Below are 14656 nucleotides of genomic sequence, written 5' to 3'. Positions count from 1 at the left end.
TCTTTTTTATATTAATCGTTTAGTTTTAATACAGCCATGAATGCTGACTGAGGGACTTCTACCCTTCCGATCTGCTTCATTTTCTTTTTACCTTCTTTCTGCTTTTCAAGAAGTTTACGCTTTCTGGAAATATCTCCTCCGTAACATTTTGCGGTAACGTCTTTTCTTAAAGCTTTAATGGTTTCTCTTGCAATAACTTTCGTACCTAAAGCGGCCTGAACTGCAATATCAAACTGTTGTCTCGGGATCAATTCACGAAGTTTTTCACACATCTTTTTACCGATATGATACGCGTTACTGTCGTGGATCAGTGATGAAAGTGCATCTACCATATCGCCATTGATCAGGATATCCATTTTAACAAGCTTGGAAGCTCTGAATCCGATCGGGTGATAGTCAAATGAGGCGTATCCTTTAGAAATGGATTTTAACCTGTCATAGAAATCAAATACAACTTCTGCCAATGGCATATTGAATACCAATTCTACTCTTTCTGAAGTTAAATAGCTCTGATTAACGATCTCACCTCTTTTTTCAATACATAATGTCATTACAGCTCCAACAAAATCGGATTTCGTAATAATGGAAGCTTTGATGAACGGTTCCTCTACTCTGTCCATAATCGAAGGATCCATCATTTCTGAAGGATTGTTGATCAGGATCGGAGTTTCAGGATCCTTTTTAGAATATCCGAAATAAGATACGTTGGGTACCGTAGTAATCACGTTCATATTGAACTCTCTGTCAAGACGTTCCTGAACAATTTCCATGTGAAGCATTCCCAGGAATCCGCAACGGAAACCAAATCCTAAAGCGGCAGAACTTTCCGGTTCAAAAACCAGAGAAGCATCATTCAGCCTTAATTTTTCAAGAGAGAATCTAAGTTCTTCAAAATCCTCAGAATCAATTGGATAAATACCTGCAAAAACCATTGGTTTTACTTCTTCAAAACCTTCGATAGGTCCTGATGCCGGTTTTTCAAAAGAGGTAATGGTATCTCCTACTTTTACTTCTCTTGCATCCTTAATTCCAGAAACCAGATATCCTACATCTCCGCAGCCGATTGTTTTTTTCGGAACCTGCTTTAATTTCAGAGTTCCTACTTCATCAGCTCCATATTCTTTTCCGGTAGCAAAAAATTTAATCTTTTCATTTTTGGTAATGCTCCCGTTTACAACTTTAAAGTAAGCCTCAATTCCTCTGAACGGGTTATACACTGAGTCAAAAACCAGTGCCTGAAGTGGTGCATCCGGATCTCCTACAGGGGCAGGAATTCTTTCTACGATCTTTTCAAGCAAATCGTGTACTCCTTCTCCGGTTTTTCCTGAAACTCTTAAAACATCTTCATAGTCGCAACCGATAAGATTCATAATCTCGTCGGTAACTTCTTCAGGATTTGCAGACGGAAGGTCAATTTTATTAAGAATCGGAATGATCGTTAAATCATTTTCCAATGCAAGATAAAGATTACTGATAGTCTGTGCCTGAATACTCTGTGCCGCATCTACAATAAGAAGCGCTCCTTCACAGGCAGCAATTGAACGGGAAACTTCATAAGAAAAGTCTACGTGTCCCGGGGTATCAATAAGATTTAAGATATATTTTTCTCCTTTATACTCATAATCCATCTGGATGGCGTGAGATTTTATGGTAATCCCACGTTCTTTCTCCAGATCCATATCATCCAAAGTCTGAGACTGCAGCTCTCTTTGAGTAACTGTATTGGTATACTCCAAAAGACGGTCCGCCAAAGTACTTTTACCGTGGTCAATATGAGCGATTATGCAAAAATTTCGTATGTTTTTCATTTAAGAACGTTGTAATTTGCAAAGATAAAAAAAAGCGAGAGATTATTTCTTTTTAATTTATCGCGTAAAATTTATTTTTCAAAGACTTAAAACAAATAGTATTTTTTATACTTGAATTCCTTTCATAATTAAGAATTCCTTCCAAAATTAAACGGCTCTCACAAAAAAATTTGTAAGAGCCGTCCAACATTAAAAAAATAAACTATTATGGGTTCTGTTTGGGTCTTGCCATATTATTCATATTATTATTACGTCCAGTGTGAGGTTTTCTTTCATTCATTTTGTCTCTCATCATACCTTCGGACTGGAATAGCTTCAATACTTTTTGGCAAGGAATTACCTGCTGCATCTTGTCAGCATATTTCTTTCTGTTATCCAGCAGCTTCTGTCCCACTTCGAAACTCTGCTGAAGTTTTGCTTTGGCTTCATCGTCAGATAATGTTTCCGGATTGAAATTAGGATCAAACTGGCCTTTTATCTGTTTCTGATTATCTAAATACTCATTATAAAGCTGAGTAAATTCTGTCTTATCACTGGCATCAATTTCAAGATTTTCCAGCACCATATTATTCCTGAACTTTTTAAGAAGCTCTTTTCTCTCTTCCGGAGAAAGATTGTTTATTACCTCTTTTCTTTGTTTAGGGTCCATTTTTTTCCAGTCATAATCTGTAGTCTGGGCATTCTGTGCATTCAGACCAAAACCATAAATAATAAAAAGTGTAAATAATATCTTTTTCATCTTTCTTTTAATTATATAAATCTAAATAAACGTCCTGAGTTGAGTTGCTTGCCAGTTCTGATATTTCAGAATTAGAAAACGAATCCAGGTATTCATTCATTTTAGTTTCCTCTTGTTTAGTTACAGCTTTTACAGGCTGTGAAATCGTTTTATTGTCAGCTCCAGTTTCAGGCTTGCTTGCAATAGTTCTATTTTGCTGATTTACAACTGTTTGATTATTATTTTCAACAGAAGTTAAATCTGCTTCCAGCGTTTCATAAGCGCGTTCGCTCTCTGTTTTGGGTTTCTGGTTATTGTCGGCTAATGTCTTTGAATTCAACACATTTTTAGCCGGATCTTGATCAGAATTAAAAACATAGGTTGCTCCAAATATCAAAGCCAGTGATGCCGCAGCGGCATACATCCAATTCAGTTTGAAAATGGGTGCTTTTTTATCTGCTTTCACTTCGTTCATTACATTATTCTGGATATTTTCAAATAAATTATCCGGGACTTTGTAAATGTTCTTACGTTCTAGTTTTTCTATGTCGAACTCTTTCATCTTGGTTTGGATCAAAAATTATCTTTCGTAATTTTCTTTAATATACTCTTCTATTTTCTGTTTGGCATAATGATAATTGGTTTTCAGAGTCCCTACCGACATATCCACAATTTTTGATATCTCTTCATAGGGCAGATCATCATAATACCGCATCATAAATACCAGTTTCTGCTTTTCGGGCAGGCTTTGTATAGCGTTCTGGAGCAGCAGCTGTATTTCTTCCGCATCTCCTTCTGCATTGTCAGCCACCAGGTTCTGCATATAATACTCAGGATCTTCATCCGTTTTCTGCATCTTTTTCATCCTATTTACCTGCTGTAGAGCTTCGTTAGTAGCAATCCTGTAAAGCCAGGTATACAGCTGGCTGTCATTTTTGAACTGGTGAAAATTCTGATAGGCCTTAATAAAAGTCTCCTGCAGCGTATCCTGAGCAAGATCTCCATCTACAATAATTCTTCTGATATGCCAATACAATCTGCTCTGATAAGCATCCATCAAGGCACGTACCCCTTTTTCCTGGGTCCGTGGATTCTGCATCAACGAAATAATTTCCGCGTCCTTAATCTTCATAAGATGCTTTCACTGTTTTGGATTACAAAAATAACCGAAAGTTAAATTACTTATTCAATTTTCAGTCCAAATATTTAAAATATTCTGAGATCGTTATCATCTGAGCTTTAGGCAACAGGAAATATGACGATTGATGAATTACTTCTGCTCTTCTTCTTTCATCTTCCTTTAAAACCTTATCTTTGTTAGATGCAAATTGTAATTATAGGTTCCGGAAATGTGGCTTCCCATCTGGCAAAAGCTTTCAGTCTGAACAATATTCCGTTACTGCAGATTTTTGGAAGAAACGGTGAAGAACTGAAAAAGATTTCTGAAGAACTGGATATCCCTTATTCTACTGAACATTTGGAAGACGCAGATCTGTATATGATCTGTGTCAGTGATAGCTCTGTTGAAAATGTTTCTCAACTTATCACTAAAAAAGATTGTCTGGTAGCCCACACTTCGGGCTCTCTTCCCAAAGAAATTCTGAAAGGAGAGTACAGAAAATCAAGCTTTTATCCTTTACAGACATTTTCAAAAACGAAGGAGCTGGATTATAAGAAGATCCCGTTTTTTATTGAAACTGAAAATGAGCAGGATAAACAGTCTCTTTTTGAAATTGCTTCCAAAATTTCAGAAAATGTGATGGAAAGCAGCCATGAAAAAAGAAAGTACATTCATCTGACCGCAGTTTTTGCCTGTAATTTTGTGAATCATCTGTTTGCAAGAGCAAAAGAAGTTTCGGATTCACAGGATATTCCGTTTGATTATTTTCTGCCTCTTATTAATGAGACCGTTCAGAAAATCTATGAAATTGAGCCTAAAGCAGCACAGACAGGTCCCGCTGTAAGAAATGATGTAAGGGTACTGGAATTACATGAGCAGTTATTGAAAGATGAAAGTCTTGATATTTATAAAACAATGAATCATTCTATTCAGAAAATGTATGAGCTATAAAGAGAAATTAAAAGATATTAAGGCATTTGTATTTGATGTGGACGGAGTTTTTACAGATGGAAGCGTTTACCTGATGCCGGGAGGAAATATGTGCAGGGTAATGAATGTTCTAGACGGGTACGCAGTAGTTAAAGCCCTAAAAAACAACTATTTGATAGGAGTAATTACCGGCGGAAACGATGATATGGTAAAACACAGGATCAATTATCTGGGAATAGAAGATTACTATCCGAAATCACATAATAAGATGGCTGATTTTGAAGATTTTAAAAAGAAATACAATCTTAAAAATGACGAAATCCTCACCATGGGGGATGATCTTCCCGATATCCATATCATGGAAAATTCTGCCATTGCAGCATGTCCCGAAAATGCTGTCCCTGAAGTAAAGGGAATATCCGATTATATTTCTGAGAAAAAAGGAGGAAGCGGCGCAGTGCGTGATGTAATAGAGCAGGTAATGAAGGTTCAGGGGAACTGGCATGATGACAATACCCAATCTGTATAAATCTTATGAAATTACTTTTAGCATCCCAGTCACCGCGAAGAAAAGAGCTCCTTTCGAGCCTGGGCTTCGATTTTGAGATTGTAAAAATAGACTGTGAAGAAATTCTTCCAGAAGATATTAAAACAGGAGAGGCTGCGGCCTATTTATCAGAATTAAAGGCAAATGCATTCAGAGAATTAGTAGCGGATGAAGTACTTTTAACTTCTGATACTGTAGTTGCAATAGACAACCAGATTCTTGGAAAACCGAAAGATGAGAATGACGCAAAACAGATGCTGCGTTTACTTTCAGGAAAAACTCATCAGGTTTATACAGGAATTACTATAAAATCCGTAGATAAGACATTGACTGAAACTGATGTGGCGGATGTAGAATTTGATGAAATTACAGATGATGAAATAGCATATTACATTCAGAATTATAAACCTTTCGACAAAGCGGGCAGCTATGGCATCCAGGAATGGCTGGGTATGGCAAAGATCAGCAAAATGAACGGAAGCTTTTATACAATCATGGGACTTCCTACCCATCTCGTTTATAAAATTCTGAATGAAATATAAATATTATTCATTACAAAATTTTGTTATTTTTACAAAATCATCAACTGCTTATAATAAAAAGCAGATAAGAGAGTTATATTGAATAATGAAAAAGAATATTTTATTCCTTCTAATCATGTGCATCGTTGCTTCCTGTGCTACCAAGACGAAAAAGCCGGAACAGCGATCAAAGTTCATGAAAGGATTTAACACATATTATAATACCCTTTTTAATGCAAAAGATGCGTTAAACAGTGAATTTACGAGCAGAGACAAGGGACATAAGGATAATTTTTATGCTCCTTATATTCCTATTCTTACGTATGAAGATCAGCCTTTGGGAAGTGATCTGGGACAATCTGCCGCATTCGCTGAAAATTCCATGAAAATGGGGGAAGTAACCAGATCTTCTTCTGAAAGGGGGGCTCCGGGAATGCCACCCGGAATGTCCAATGCACAAGGGAATGGAACTCCGGGAATGCCTGATGAACTTCAGAATAAAGGAGCATCCACTTTGGAAATTGCAGAAGCAAAGGCTCAAAAGGCCATCAACAAATATTCCGTTATCAGAAGCGGGGAAGAGAAGAATAAGAAGATTTTTGATGCTTATATGATTCTTGTACAGTCCAGAATTTATCAGAATAAAGCTGTACAGGCTCTTGATGCCCTGAACTATGTTTTCACGCACATGAAGGATGATAAAAGGCTTCCTTTAGCAAGAATTTATCAGGGCGCAGCGTATGCACAGATTAAAGATTACCATAAAGCCACTGAAACTTTTGCCAAACTGAAAGGGGAGGATATTAATAAAAATTATGCAAAACTATTAAGTATCTATCATTCTGAAGCTCTTCTTGATGCAGGAAAGCTGGAGGAAGCCGGAGCAGAACTGGACAGGGCTTTTGAACTGAATTCTGACAGAAAACTGAAAAGCAGGATAGCTTATCTGAGAGGACAGGTTTCTGAAAATCTGGGCCAGAATGATAAAGCCCGTGAAAGCTTCACTCAAGCTTATAAATATGCCAATGATTTTGAATTTGAGGTAAAATCCCAAATTGCAATTGCCAAAACTTTCAACGGAAAAGGGGACTATAACGGTGCTAAAAATTATCTTGAAGGAATCAGTAAGAAAGGAACTTACGGTTCAAGAAAGAATGAATTCTACTATGCTTTGGGCTTAATGGCCAATAAAGCAGGGAAAAAAGATGAAGCTCAGGACTTCTTCAGAAAATCTCTCTTCGAAAAGGTATCCGACCCACAGATAAGAGGTCTTACCTATTACGAAATAGGGAAAAGCTACCTTGAGAAAAATGATTATATCGGTGCAGGAGCTTACTATGATTCTGCTCTTACAGTAATGACCTATGAACCTTCCAAGGTTCTTTTGAAAGATCAGTCTGAATATATTAAGAAGATCTCCAGAAACTATTATCTGATCAAAAAGAATGACAGTATTCTTTCTTTAGCGAAGATGAGCGATGCCCAGAGAACAGATTTTTTCTCAAAATATATTGCCAAACTGAAAGTTAAGGAGGAAAAAGAGGAGCAGGAGAGAAGACGTGCCGAAAGAAGCAAAGGTTTTGATACCGGAGATTACAACGCAAATTCAATATTTGCCAATAATACCAACTCGTTTGAAGATTTTGGGGTTACCACGAAAGGTTTCTATTTCAGCAATACAGGAACAGTAAGCAAAGGATCTTCTACGTTTAAGCAGATCTGGGGAGACAGAGCATTGGCTGATAACTGGCGTTATTCCAAAAAAATGGCAACGATCGAGGATATGAAAAATGAAGCCCTTGGTGTTACTTCAGCACCTAATCCGAGACGTTTTGAACCAACCTATTATATTGAACAGATTCCCACAGATCAGGAAAGGCTTGGCCAATTAAAGAAAGACAGGGATACTGCTTCTTTAGGTTTGGGAGTAATGTACCAGAATTATTTTACGAATACACCTTTGGCAACAAAGACATTGTACGATCTTGTAGATGTAAAACCTGAGGAAAAAGTAATGCTTCAGGCGCTTTATGAAATATTTGCGATGAATTACCAAAAGAATCCTCAGGCTGCCGAAAGAGCAAAACAGATCCTTTTGACTGATTATCCTTATACTTCTTACGCAGAATTTGCCCGAAATCCTAAGAATGCCTCATTCGTAAAGTCATCGGTAGATGTTGAAAATGAATATAAAAAGGCATATGCTCTTTATGAATCTGAAAAGTTTGGAGAAAGCAAGGATGTCATAGATCAGACCATACAAAAATATCCCAAGGATGCCCTTATTCCGAAATTTCAATTGCTAAATGCCTTCAATACAGGAAAAACAAGCGGAAAAGAGGTAATGATCCTACAGCTTGAGCAAATTGCCCTGAATTATTCTAAAACTCCGGAAGGTATAAAAGCAAAAGAAATGCTGAATTATCTGAAAAGTGAACTTTCCTTCCAGGCAACTGACAATAAAGGAAATTCTCTTCCTCAGCAACCGACAGGAGCTCCATCACAGCCTGTTCAGAACATGGATACCAGCATTCCTGCAAATCCTGTCGGAAATAATAAAAACAGCCAGCTTGAGCAGTTTATACAAAATGCGGATCCTAAACCTAAACAGAAATCGAAGAAGGATAAGAATAAGGAAAAAGATCCTGATGCAATTCCGGAAATGCCTAAATAAATAAAAAAGCGAAGATTATTCTTCGCTTTTCTTTTTCTTTACTCCGTGGAAATCTTTGAGATAAAAAGGTTCAAAATAGGCAATATCTTCAAACTCTTTCTGGCTGATCTTTTCCATCGTCTTTTTAATCAGATATTGTGCAGAAGGGTAGATGTCATCCTTAAAGTCCGCATCCGGAAGATTCAGGATATCTTTTGCCTTTTTGGCGCCATCTCCTACAAAAACCACTTTTTTATCTTTAAATTCTTCAAAAGAAGTCTCATCTAAAATTTTGGCTTCGGTTGGGGAAAGTTCTTTTCCTGTATTACCGTCATAAACGGCTGTATAAACCTCCATTCTCCTCGCATCGATCAATGGCACTATATAATCATAGTTTTGGCCTAAAAAAGGCTCTATCATGCTTTCCAAAGAATTCACTGCAATTAACGGAACTTTCAGCCCATAGCAGAAACCTTTTGCTGAGGCAGCCCCGATTCTCAATCCGGTATATGAACCAGGCCCTTTACCCAATGAAACGGCCTCAATATCCTTCATTGTAAGACCTGCTCCTTCCAATGCCCATTCTACATAGGTATGGAGGCTTTCTGACTGTTTATAGTTTTCAGAAACTTCTTCGCACAGGCATAAGAGCTTTTCATCATCTGAAATAGCTACGGAACAGTTTCTGGAAGAGGTTTCAAGATATAGAATTTTCATTTTATTTTAAGCTAACGGCAAAATCGCAATGGCAATATTGCTTTCAAATATTCTGCAAATTTATGGCTTTATTTCGATACTCTGCCGACTCCAGAGTTTCCATACGGCATTCTTTTTTATCCAGATCTCCAGCAAAGCCAGCTTCATTTCAAAATCCTGGTTTTTATAAGTTCCCGAAACATTTACTTTTCTTCTGATGTTTGCTGTATTTTTATATCTCTTGATCTCGGAAAGTTCGGTCTGCTGAATATTCTTATAAATTACTTTTTTTGATGAAAAATCTTTTTTGAAATCTTCAAAATTCTGTACCCAGCCGTTGGAATGGCCAAAAGATACATCCGGACGCAAAATATCAACTATCCTTTCATCATTATTCTGTAAGTATTTATCCAGTAATCCGATATTCTCAGATAGCTTTCCATCTTTTTGGAGAATATCCACTTTCTGGCAATTCCAAAAAGCAAATGAAAAGAGCAGTATAAAAAGTGATATTCTTTTCACCTTATTTCCTGTAAATTGTTCTCGGCTCACTCTGTGCACTCGGATAAATAGTCATGTCCGAAACCATTACATGCTTCGGCGCATTAACACAGTAGGCGATAGCATCAGCAATGTCTTCAGCTTTTAAAGCTTCGTAGCCTGCATATACGGTAGCCGCTCTTTCACTGTCTCCTTTGAATCTTACCAGAGAGAAATCTGTTTCCACCGCTCCCGGCTGAATATTTGTTACTTTGATTCCGAATTCTGTAAGTTCTAAACGCATTCCGTCTGAAATAACATCAACTGCTTTTTTAGTTGCACAGTAAACAGTCCCGTTGGCATAAGTCTGCCTTGCCGCAACAGAACTAATGTTTACAATATGCCCTGAATTACGGTCTTTCATAGAAGGAATGATCATTTTGGATACATATAAAAGTCCTTTTACATTTCCGTCAATCATAGAATCCCAATCATCTGTCTTTCCGGCAGAAAGAGGGTCCAAACCATGTGCATTTCCTGCATTATTGATCAGAACATCTATATTTTTCCATTCTTCAGGTAAAGAATTTATGGCTTTTTCAACTTCTCCAAGGCTTCGTACATCAAAATTTAAACTAAATATTTCGGTATATTGAGAAAGCTCAGCTTTAAATGATTCTAAAACGTCATTTCTTCTTCCACAGATAATAATTCTGTTTCCTTGTTTAGCAAGAAGCTCCGCAGTGGATTTTCCTATTCCGGAAGTGGCTCCGGTGATGAGTATTGTTTTCATAAAATTGTAAATTTTTAATGTAACAATCTAAAAATATAACCGTGTAACAATTGATATACTGATACATTTTTCAGAGTGCTACACTTTATCAGTTGGTAACAAATGTTTAGATTCCTGTATTTCTCCATTTCCGAACGACCAGTCTTCCTGGCCATTGTTTTCAAGCAATACAATGATGATATTGTTTTTTGTGACTGAAGTGGACTTTGATATTTCTTCTGCAATAGAAGCATATAATCTTCTTTTCTTTTCCAGATCCCGTCCTTTTCCTGCAGTAATTTGTATATAAACAATTTTCTCTGTATGTGAAACTCCTAGATAATTCTGAGGAAATTTAATCTGATGTGAATCTAATTCTTCAATAACATGAAAATAATCATCAACGGGAATATTAAATTCTTTAATTAAAGACTGATGAATAGAAACAGAAACTTGATTTTTCTCTTCCATACTCAGCATTTTTGGCAAACTAATTCTTACAAATGGCATAATAAATTTTGATTAACAGTTGATTTATTGATATTCAATTGGCATCAAATGCTTCGAAAGCATCGGTTATATGTTCTATATTCAAATTCTTTTTTTCATCAGGAAGAACGGAAATAATGTCAAATCTTACTTCACTATTTTTATTAAATTCTTCAAGGTAATGGTTGGCTGCAGCAACAATAGACTTAATCTTAGATTTGGTAACTGCTTCCTGAGGCAGCATAAAAGCATCTGTGGAACGGGCTTTTACTTCCACTACAACAATCAGATTATCTTTTTCAGCAATAATATCTATTTCAGCTTTCTGAAACCGGAAATTTCTGGTAACAATTTTATACCCGCTTTTATGCAGATATTCTGCTGCAAGGTCTTCTGCTTTCTTTCCAAAATCGTTATGATCTGCCATTATTTAAAGGATAATTTGTACTTTGCTGATATCCATACTTCCTTCTTTTTACAATCCCAGAAAAAGCGTTTTGGTAAAAGATCAAAATCATTTTTCTTAGAAGGCTTGAAAAGGGTATCATTCAATTGATAAAAATCTATTTTTTCAAGTTTATCAACCGTATACCCAAGTCTGTTTTTAAGTTTAAATGTTTTAAAATCAGGATCATCCGCATATTTTCTCCCTTCCCAAATCTTTCCTCTTTCATCATATTGAGATAGGGTATAGTCTGCATTACAGGGGCATATTTCCTTATATTCAAACTTCAGGTTTCTGTCAAAAAAAAGAAAATATACTGCTACACTAATCAAAAATATGATATAAAGGATACTTTTTACAAGACCCGGAGTAACCTTTACAGGCTCAAAGTTCTCAGTAAGTTTCATCCGAAATAATCCTCTTTTTAAAAGTCTATCTTCACTTTAGTATCAACTTTCATTTTTACGGTTCCCCCAATAATCAAAGGTCGGTTATCTTTAATATGACCGTTTGGAAATCCGAAAACAACCGGGAATTTATATTTTAAAATCCTTTCTGAAATCAGTTTATAAGCAAATTCATCAAAGCTTTCTTCATAGCTTTTATTTTCTTTTTCATCTCCCATATTGGTCATTCCGCCAACGATCAGGCCTTTAATTTCATTGAAAACCCCGGCTAATTCCAGACTCATGATCATTCTGTCCAGAGCATAAAAATTCTCCCCGATATCTTCGATGAATAAAATTTTATCTTTAAAATCAAAAGAATATCTGGTCCCCAGAAGAGCATAGATCAGGGCTAAATTACCTCCAACCAATTCTCCTTCAATAGTTCCTGCTTTATTAAATTGATGAGATTTTAAAGCATATTTAGGATTTTTCCCTTTTAAAATATCAAAAATCAGATCATAGCTTTCATCTGTCACTCCAAAGCTGGATGTTTTCATAGTCTGCCCGTGGACGGATGCAAAACCCTTTTTTAACAGATAGCTTTGAATCACAGTATTGTCGGAATAACCGATATACCATTTTGGATTTTCTATAAAATTTTTAAGCTTTAAATGCTGAACCAGATGCTGACATCCATATCCGCCACGGGAAGCCCAAATTGCAGAAATATCATTATCATTTAAAGCCCAGTTAATATCTTTTATTCTCTCTTTCTCTGTTCCTGCGTAATTATATCCGTTTGAAAATTTTGTATAGAGATGTTCCCCTAAAACAGGTTCAAAACCTCTTTTTTTTATCATTTCTATACCTTTTTCAAGCTGGGCAGCATCTACAGCTCCGGCAGGGGAAATAACAGCTATTTTAGCCCCTTTTTTCAGGGGTTTTGGAAATATTATTTTATTCATTGTGTTTTTTGATACTTTATTTCTTTTTTCTCAGCTTCTTCTAAACGCCTGTCGAACTGATTGAATTTCTTAAAGCTCTGCAGAAAGATAAAGAAACTGAAAACAATAAGAATCCCGCCAACGATTCTTCTGATCTGGTTGGCAAGCTTCTGGGTAAGTTTATCGTGAAATTGTTTTGCTAAGAATATTTTGGCAAGGTCAATACACAGATAGGTGCCAATGACAATGCTTACATAGAGAATAAAACTGCTGGTATCCGGATATTGGTTTCTTACAGAAATCACTGTAACGAGCCAGAAAAGAATAACACCAACGTTTAAAAGGTTGAAGAAAAAACCATTGAAAAAGGTTTTAAAATAGTTCTGACCAATGATCCTTTCTTCGCCGGGCATGTGCATTTTGGTCTTGGTGACCATCATGACAATCCCGTATACGAAAATAAGAATAGAGGTAATCCTGTAAAATCCGGGATGTTTATCTATTAAAGTGACAATATCCGCACTTGCATAATAAGCTGCAACAATGCATAATAAATCTGCCGTAATAACTCCTAGATCAAGCGCCAGAGCATGTCTAGGGCCTCTGGTGAAGCTGGTTTCAATTAAAAGGAAAAAAATAGGTCCTATGAAAACCAGGCTCAGCATAAATCCTAAGACAATGGCAGAAAGTACAAGTTCAAACATGCTCTAAATTTAAGAATAATAGTATTAAATACCCATTTTATCAAGTGCAAATTGTATTTCTTTAAAAGCAATCTCCAAATCCTTACCGCTTGTTCTCCAATTTACAAATGCAGCCCTTATTCCCGCTTTGTTATTAAGCCTGGTAGGAGTCATGAAAATCTTCTCATTTCCATTAATGATATCTAATAATTCTGCACTTTTTTCAGGGTTTTCCTTCAATGAAAAACATACACAGTTTAATCTTGTTTCTGCCAATAATTGTAATGCAGGATGATTATCCACAAATGCAGAAAATTCTTGGGCATTCTGTATATTACTTCTCACTATATTCTGATAGCCTTCTTTTCCGTAAGCTTTTAAGGTAAACCATACAGGTAAAGCCCTGAATCTTCTGGAGTTTTCCGGAGTAAAATTACCATAGGAAAAATTATCTTCAGGGTTTCCCAGATAGGCCGCATTAGAGTTTTGAAAAACCTGCATCTGCAAACCGCTATGTTCTTTTCTGATGAAATAAACTGCATTTTCATAAGGCACATTCATCCATTTATGGCAGTCTACTGCAATACTGTCTGCATGTTCCCAGCCAGCCAGCAAATGCTTGTATTCATCCAGGATATTGGCAAATCCACCGAAAGCAGCATCTATATGCCACCAGAAATTATATTTTTCTTTTAATAAACTGATGGATTTCATATCATCAAAATCAACCGTATTTACTGTTCCTCCGCTGGTTGAAATAATAATTTGTCTGTCCTTATATATTTCCAGTTTTTGTTCTAAATCTTCAATATCAATTGCCTCTCTTGATTCATTTATTTTCTTAACAGGAATAATAGTATTACTTCCGATACCTAACATGCTCAGGCATTTTACAACTGAAGAATGGGGTTCTGCGGAAAGAATTACAAAATCATTGGAAGAAACACCTTCCAATGCGTAGTTTTTATTTATCTGATGTCCTACCCATTGCCTGGCTGTAGCAAGACATGTAAAGTTTGACATAGTAGCGCCTGTTACAAATCCTCCTCTGAAAGAATCCGGAAGGCCAAAGAAATCCAGCAGCATCTTAACAGTTTCAACTTCCAGAAGGGCAGAAATATCTCCTCCCTGCTCAATTCTTTGTGTATTTTGGTCATAAATAGTGGCCAAAAAATCTCCAACTAATGCCGCAGGTGTTGCTCCACCGGTTACAAATCCCCAATATTTGGGTCCGCTGGAACCAGAAATAATGGGTTTTACTGCTTGCTGGAAATATTCTAAAACTTTTTTTGATCCCAATCCTTCGTAAGAAAGATTCTGATGCTCCAGTTTTGCTTTTGGCTGGGTAGATATTTCATCCAGAGAATTGAAAAAATGAACAATTTCTGAAAATGTTTTCTCTAAAATTTCTGAAAATTCTTCCTTATCTGTTTCAAGTAATTTATTCATAAGCTCTGTATG

Annotated in this window: 17 protein-coding genes; 4 read left to right on the top strand and 13 right to left on the bottom strand. The window is 36.3% G+C overall.

The genetic code is table 11. The features are described from left to right. Positions 1-11: 11 nt before the first annotated feature. From lepA to ACQWU4_RS10550, 4 genes are all read right to left on the bottom strand, one after another. Positions 12-1808, bottom strand: a complete 1797-nt coding sequence (gene lepA, locus ACQWU4_RS10565; RefSeq protein WP_429935730.1) for a translation elongation factor 4 — start codon at positions 1806-1808, stop codon at positions 12-14. Positions 1809-2013: 205 nt separating this feature from the next. Further along, positions 2014-2547 carry a hypothetical protein gene (locus ACQWU4_RS10560; protein WP_429935729.1) on the bottom strand — a complete coding sequence of 178 codons (534 nt, stop codon included), beginning with the start codon at positions 2545-2547 and terminating at the stop codon, positions 2014-2016. A 7-nt stretch (positions 2548-2554) separates the two neighbouring features. Continuing rightward, a complete protein-coding gene (locus ACQWU4_RS10555; RefSeq protein WP_429935728.1) occupies positions 2555-3088 on the bottom strand; it encodes a hypothetical protein in 534 nt (177 codons plus the stop codon). An 18-nt stretch (positions 3089-3106) separates the two neighbouring features. Next, positions 3107-3658 (bottom strand): RNA polymerase sigma factor, encoded by a 552-nt coding sequence (locus ACQWU4_RS10550; RefSeq protein ID WP_429935727.1) that lies wholly within the window; start codon positions 3656-3658, stop codon positions 3107-3109. Positions 3659-3847: 189 nt separating this feature from the next. Between ACQWU4_RS10550 and ACQWU4_RS10545 the strand changes: the two genes are divergently transcribed. From ACQWU4_RS10545 to ACQWU4_RS10530, 4 genes are all read left to right on the top strand, one after another. Continuing rightward, entirely contained in the window at positions 3848-4597 is a 750-nt protein-coding gene (locus ACQWU4_RS10545; RefSeq protein ID WP_429935726.1) for a Rossmann-like and DUF2520 domain-containing protein, read from the top strand. Continuing rightward, entirely contained in the window at positions 4587-5105 is a 519-nt protein-coding gene (locus tag ACQWU4_RS10540) for a KdsC family phosphatase (RefSeq protein ID WP_429935725.1), read from the top strand. Before ACQWU4_RS10545 ends, ACQWU4_RS10540 begins: the two co-directional genes overlap by 11 nt. Before the next feature lie 5 nt (positions 5106-5110). Next, positions 5111-5665, top strand: coding sequence for a Maf family protein (locus tag ACQWU4_RS10535; protein WP_429935724.1), 555 nt, complete (start codon positions 5111-5113; stop codon positions 5663-5665). 85 nt (positions 5666-5750) lie between these two features. After that, positions 5751-8318, top strand: a complete 2568-nt coding sequence (locus tag ACQWU4_RS10530) for a tetratricopeptide repeat protein (RefSeq protein WP_429935723.1) — start codon at positions 5751-5753, stop codon at positions 8316-8318. A gap of 15 nt (positions 8319-8333) precedes the next feature. Here the strand turns inward: ACQWU4_RS10530 and tsaB are convergent, their stop codons facing one another. From tsaB to ACQWU4_RS10485, 9 genes are all read right to left on the bottom strand, one after another. Continuing rightward, positions 8334-9014: a tRNA (adenosine(37)-N6)-threonylcarbamoyltransferase complex dimerization subunit type 1 TsaB gene (gene tsaB / locus ACQWU4_RS10525; protein WP_429935722.1), complete on the bottom strand. Its 681-nt coding sequence runs from the start codon at positions 9012-9014 to the stop codon at positions 8334-8336. A 60-nt stretch (positions 9015-9074) separates the two neighbouring features. Beyond that, complete coding sequence (locus ACQWU4_RS10520; protein ID WP_429935721.1) at positions 9075-9455, bottom strand: nuclear transport factor 2 family protein; 381 nt, start codon at positions 9453-9455, stop codon at positions 9075-9077. A gap of 61 nt (positions 9456-9516) precedes the next feature. Then, positions 9517-10266 (bottom strand): SDR family NAD(P)-dependent oxidoreductase, encoded by a 750-nt coding sequence (locus ACQWU4_RS10515; RefSeq protein ID WP_429935720.1) that lies wholly within the window; start codon positions 10264-10266, stop codon positions 9517-9519. Positions 10267-10344: 78 nt separating this feature from the next. Then, positions 10345-10755, bottom strand: coding sequence for a tautomerase family protein (locus tag ACQWU4_RS10510; protein ID WP_429935719.1), 411 nt, complete (start codon positions 10753-10755; stop codon positions 10345-10347). A gap of 34 nt (positions 10756-10789) precedes the next feature. Continuing rightward, positions 10790-11161, bottom strand: a complete 372-nt coding sequence (locus ACQWU4_RS10505; RefSeq protein ID WP_429935718.1) for a YraN family protein — start codon at positions 11159-11161, stop codon at positions 10790-10792. Beyond that, a complete protein-coding gene (locus tag ACQWU4_RS10500; RefSeq protein ID WP_429935717.1) occupies positions 11161-11586 on the bottom strand; it encodes a hypothetical protein in 426 nt (141 codons plus the stop codon). The genes ACQWU4_RS10505 and ACQWU4_RS10500 overlap by 1 nt, the downstream gene beginning before the upstream one ends. Positions 11587-11603: 17 nt before the next feature. Next, positions 11604-12533 carry a S66 peptidase family protein gene (locus ACQWU4_RS10495; protein WP_429935716.1) on the bottom strand — a complete coding sequence of 310 codons (930 nt, stop codon included), beginning with the start codon at positions 12531-12533 and terminating at the stop codon, positions 11604-11606. Beyond that, complete coding sequence (locus ACQWU4_RS10490; protein ID WP_429935715.1) at positions 12530-13216, bottom strand: LysE family translocator; 687 nt, start codon at positions 13214-13216, stop codon at positions 12530-12532. The genes ACQWU4_RS10495 and ACQWU4_RS10490 overlap by 4 nt, the downstream gene beginning before the upstream one ends. 24 nt (positions 13217-13240) lie before the next feature. Further along, positions 13241-14644, bottom strand: coding sequence for a pyridoxal phosphate-dependent decarboxylase family protein (locus ACQWU4_RS10485; RefSeq protein ID WP_429935714.1), 1404 nt, complete (start codon positions 14642-14644; stop codon positions 13241-13243). Positions 14645-14656: the final 12 nt, after the last annotated feature.

The organism is Chryseobacterium sp. MIQD13, assembly GCF_050496705.1.
GTDB lineage: Bacteria > Bacteroidota > Bacteroidia > Flavobacteriales > Weeksellaceae > Chryseobacterium.
The sequence above is the reverse complement of the archived record's forward strand: the minus strand, read 5'-3'. Positions and strand labels throughout refer to the sequence as shown.

Bases quoted from the DNA above. Each gene is read 5' to 3' on its own strand.
- lepA (WP_429935730.1), bottom strand. From the start codon at position 1,808: ATGAAAAACATACGAAATTTTTGCATAATCGCTCATATTGACCACGGT.
- ACQWU4_RS10560 (WP_429935729.1), bottom strand. From the start codon at position 2,547: ATGAAAAAGATATTATTTACACTTTTTATTATTTATGGTTTTGGTCTG.
- ACQWU4_RS10555 (WP_429935728.1), bottom strand. From the start codon at position 3,088: ATGAAAGAGTTCGACATAGAAAAACTAGAACGTAAGAACATTTACAAA.
- ACQWU4_RS10550 (WP_429935727.1), bottom strand. From the start codon at position 3,658: ATGAAGATTAAGGACGCGGAAATTATTTCGTTGATGCAGAATCCACGG.
- ACQWU4_RS10545 (WP_429935726.1), top strand. From the start codon at position 3,848: ATGCAAATTGTAATTATAGGTTCCGGAAATGTGGCTTCCCATCTGGCA.
- ACQWU4_RS10540 (WP_429935725.1), top strand. From the start codon at position 4,587: ATGAGCTATAAAGAGAAATTAAAAGATATTAAGGCATTTGTATTTGAT.
- ACQWU4_RS10535 (WP_429935724.1), top strand. From the start codon at position 5,111: ATGAAATTACTTTTAGCATCCCAGTCACCGCGAAGAAAAGAGCTCCTT.
- ACQWU4_RS10530 (WP_429935723.1), top strand. From the start codon at position 5,751: ATGAAAAAGAATATTTTATTCCTTCTAATCATGTGCATCGTTGCTTCC.
- tsaB (WP_429935722.1), bottom strand. From the start codon at position 9,014: ATGAAAATTCTATATCTTGAAACCTCTTCCAGAAACTGTTCCGTAGCT.
- ACQWU4_RS10515 (WP_429935720.1), bottom strand. From the start codon at position 10,266: ATGAAAACAATACTCATCACCGGAGCCACTTCCGGAATAGGAAAATCC.
- ACQWU4_RS10510 (WP_429935719.1), bottom strand. From the start codon at position 10,755: ATGCCATTTGTAAGAATTAGTTTGCCAAAAATGCTGAGTATGGAAGAG.
- ACQWU4_RS10505 (WP_429935718.1), bottom strand. From the start codon at position 11,161: ATGGCAGATCATAACGATTTTGGAAAGAAAGCAGAAGACCTTGCAGCA.
- ACQWU4_RS10500 (WP_429935717.1), bottom strand. From the start codon at position 11,586: ATGAAACTTACTGAGAACTTTGAGCCTGTAAAGGTTACTCCGGGTCTT.
- ACQWU4_RS10495 (WP_429935716.1), bottom strand. From the start codon at position 12,533: ATGAATAAAATAATATTTCCAAAACCCCTGAAAAAAGGGGCTAAAATA.
- ACQWU4_RS10490 (WP_429935715.1), bottom strand. From the start codon at position 13,216: ATGTTTGAACTTGTACTTTCTGCCATTGTCTTAGGATTTATGCTGAGC.
- ACQWU4_RS10485 (WP_429935714.1), bottom strand. From the start codon at position 14,644: ATGAATAAATTACTTGAAACAGATAAGGAAGAATTTTCAGAAATTTTA.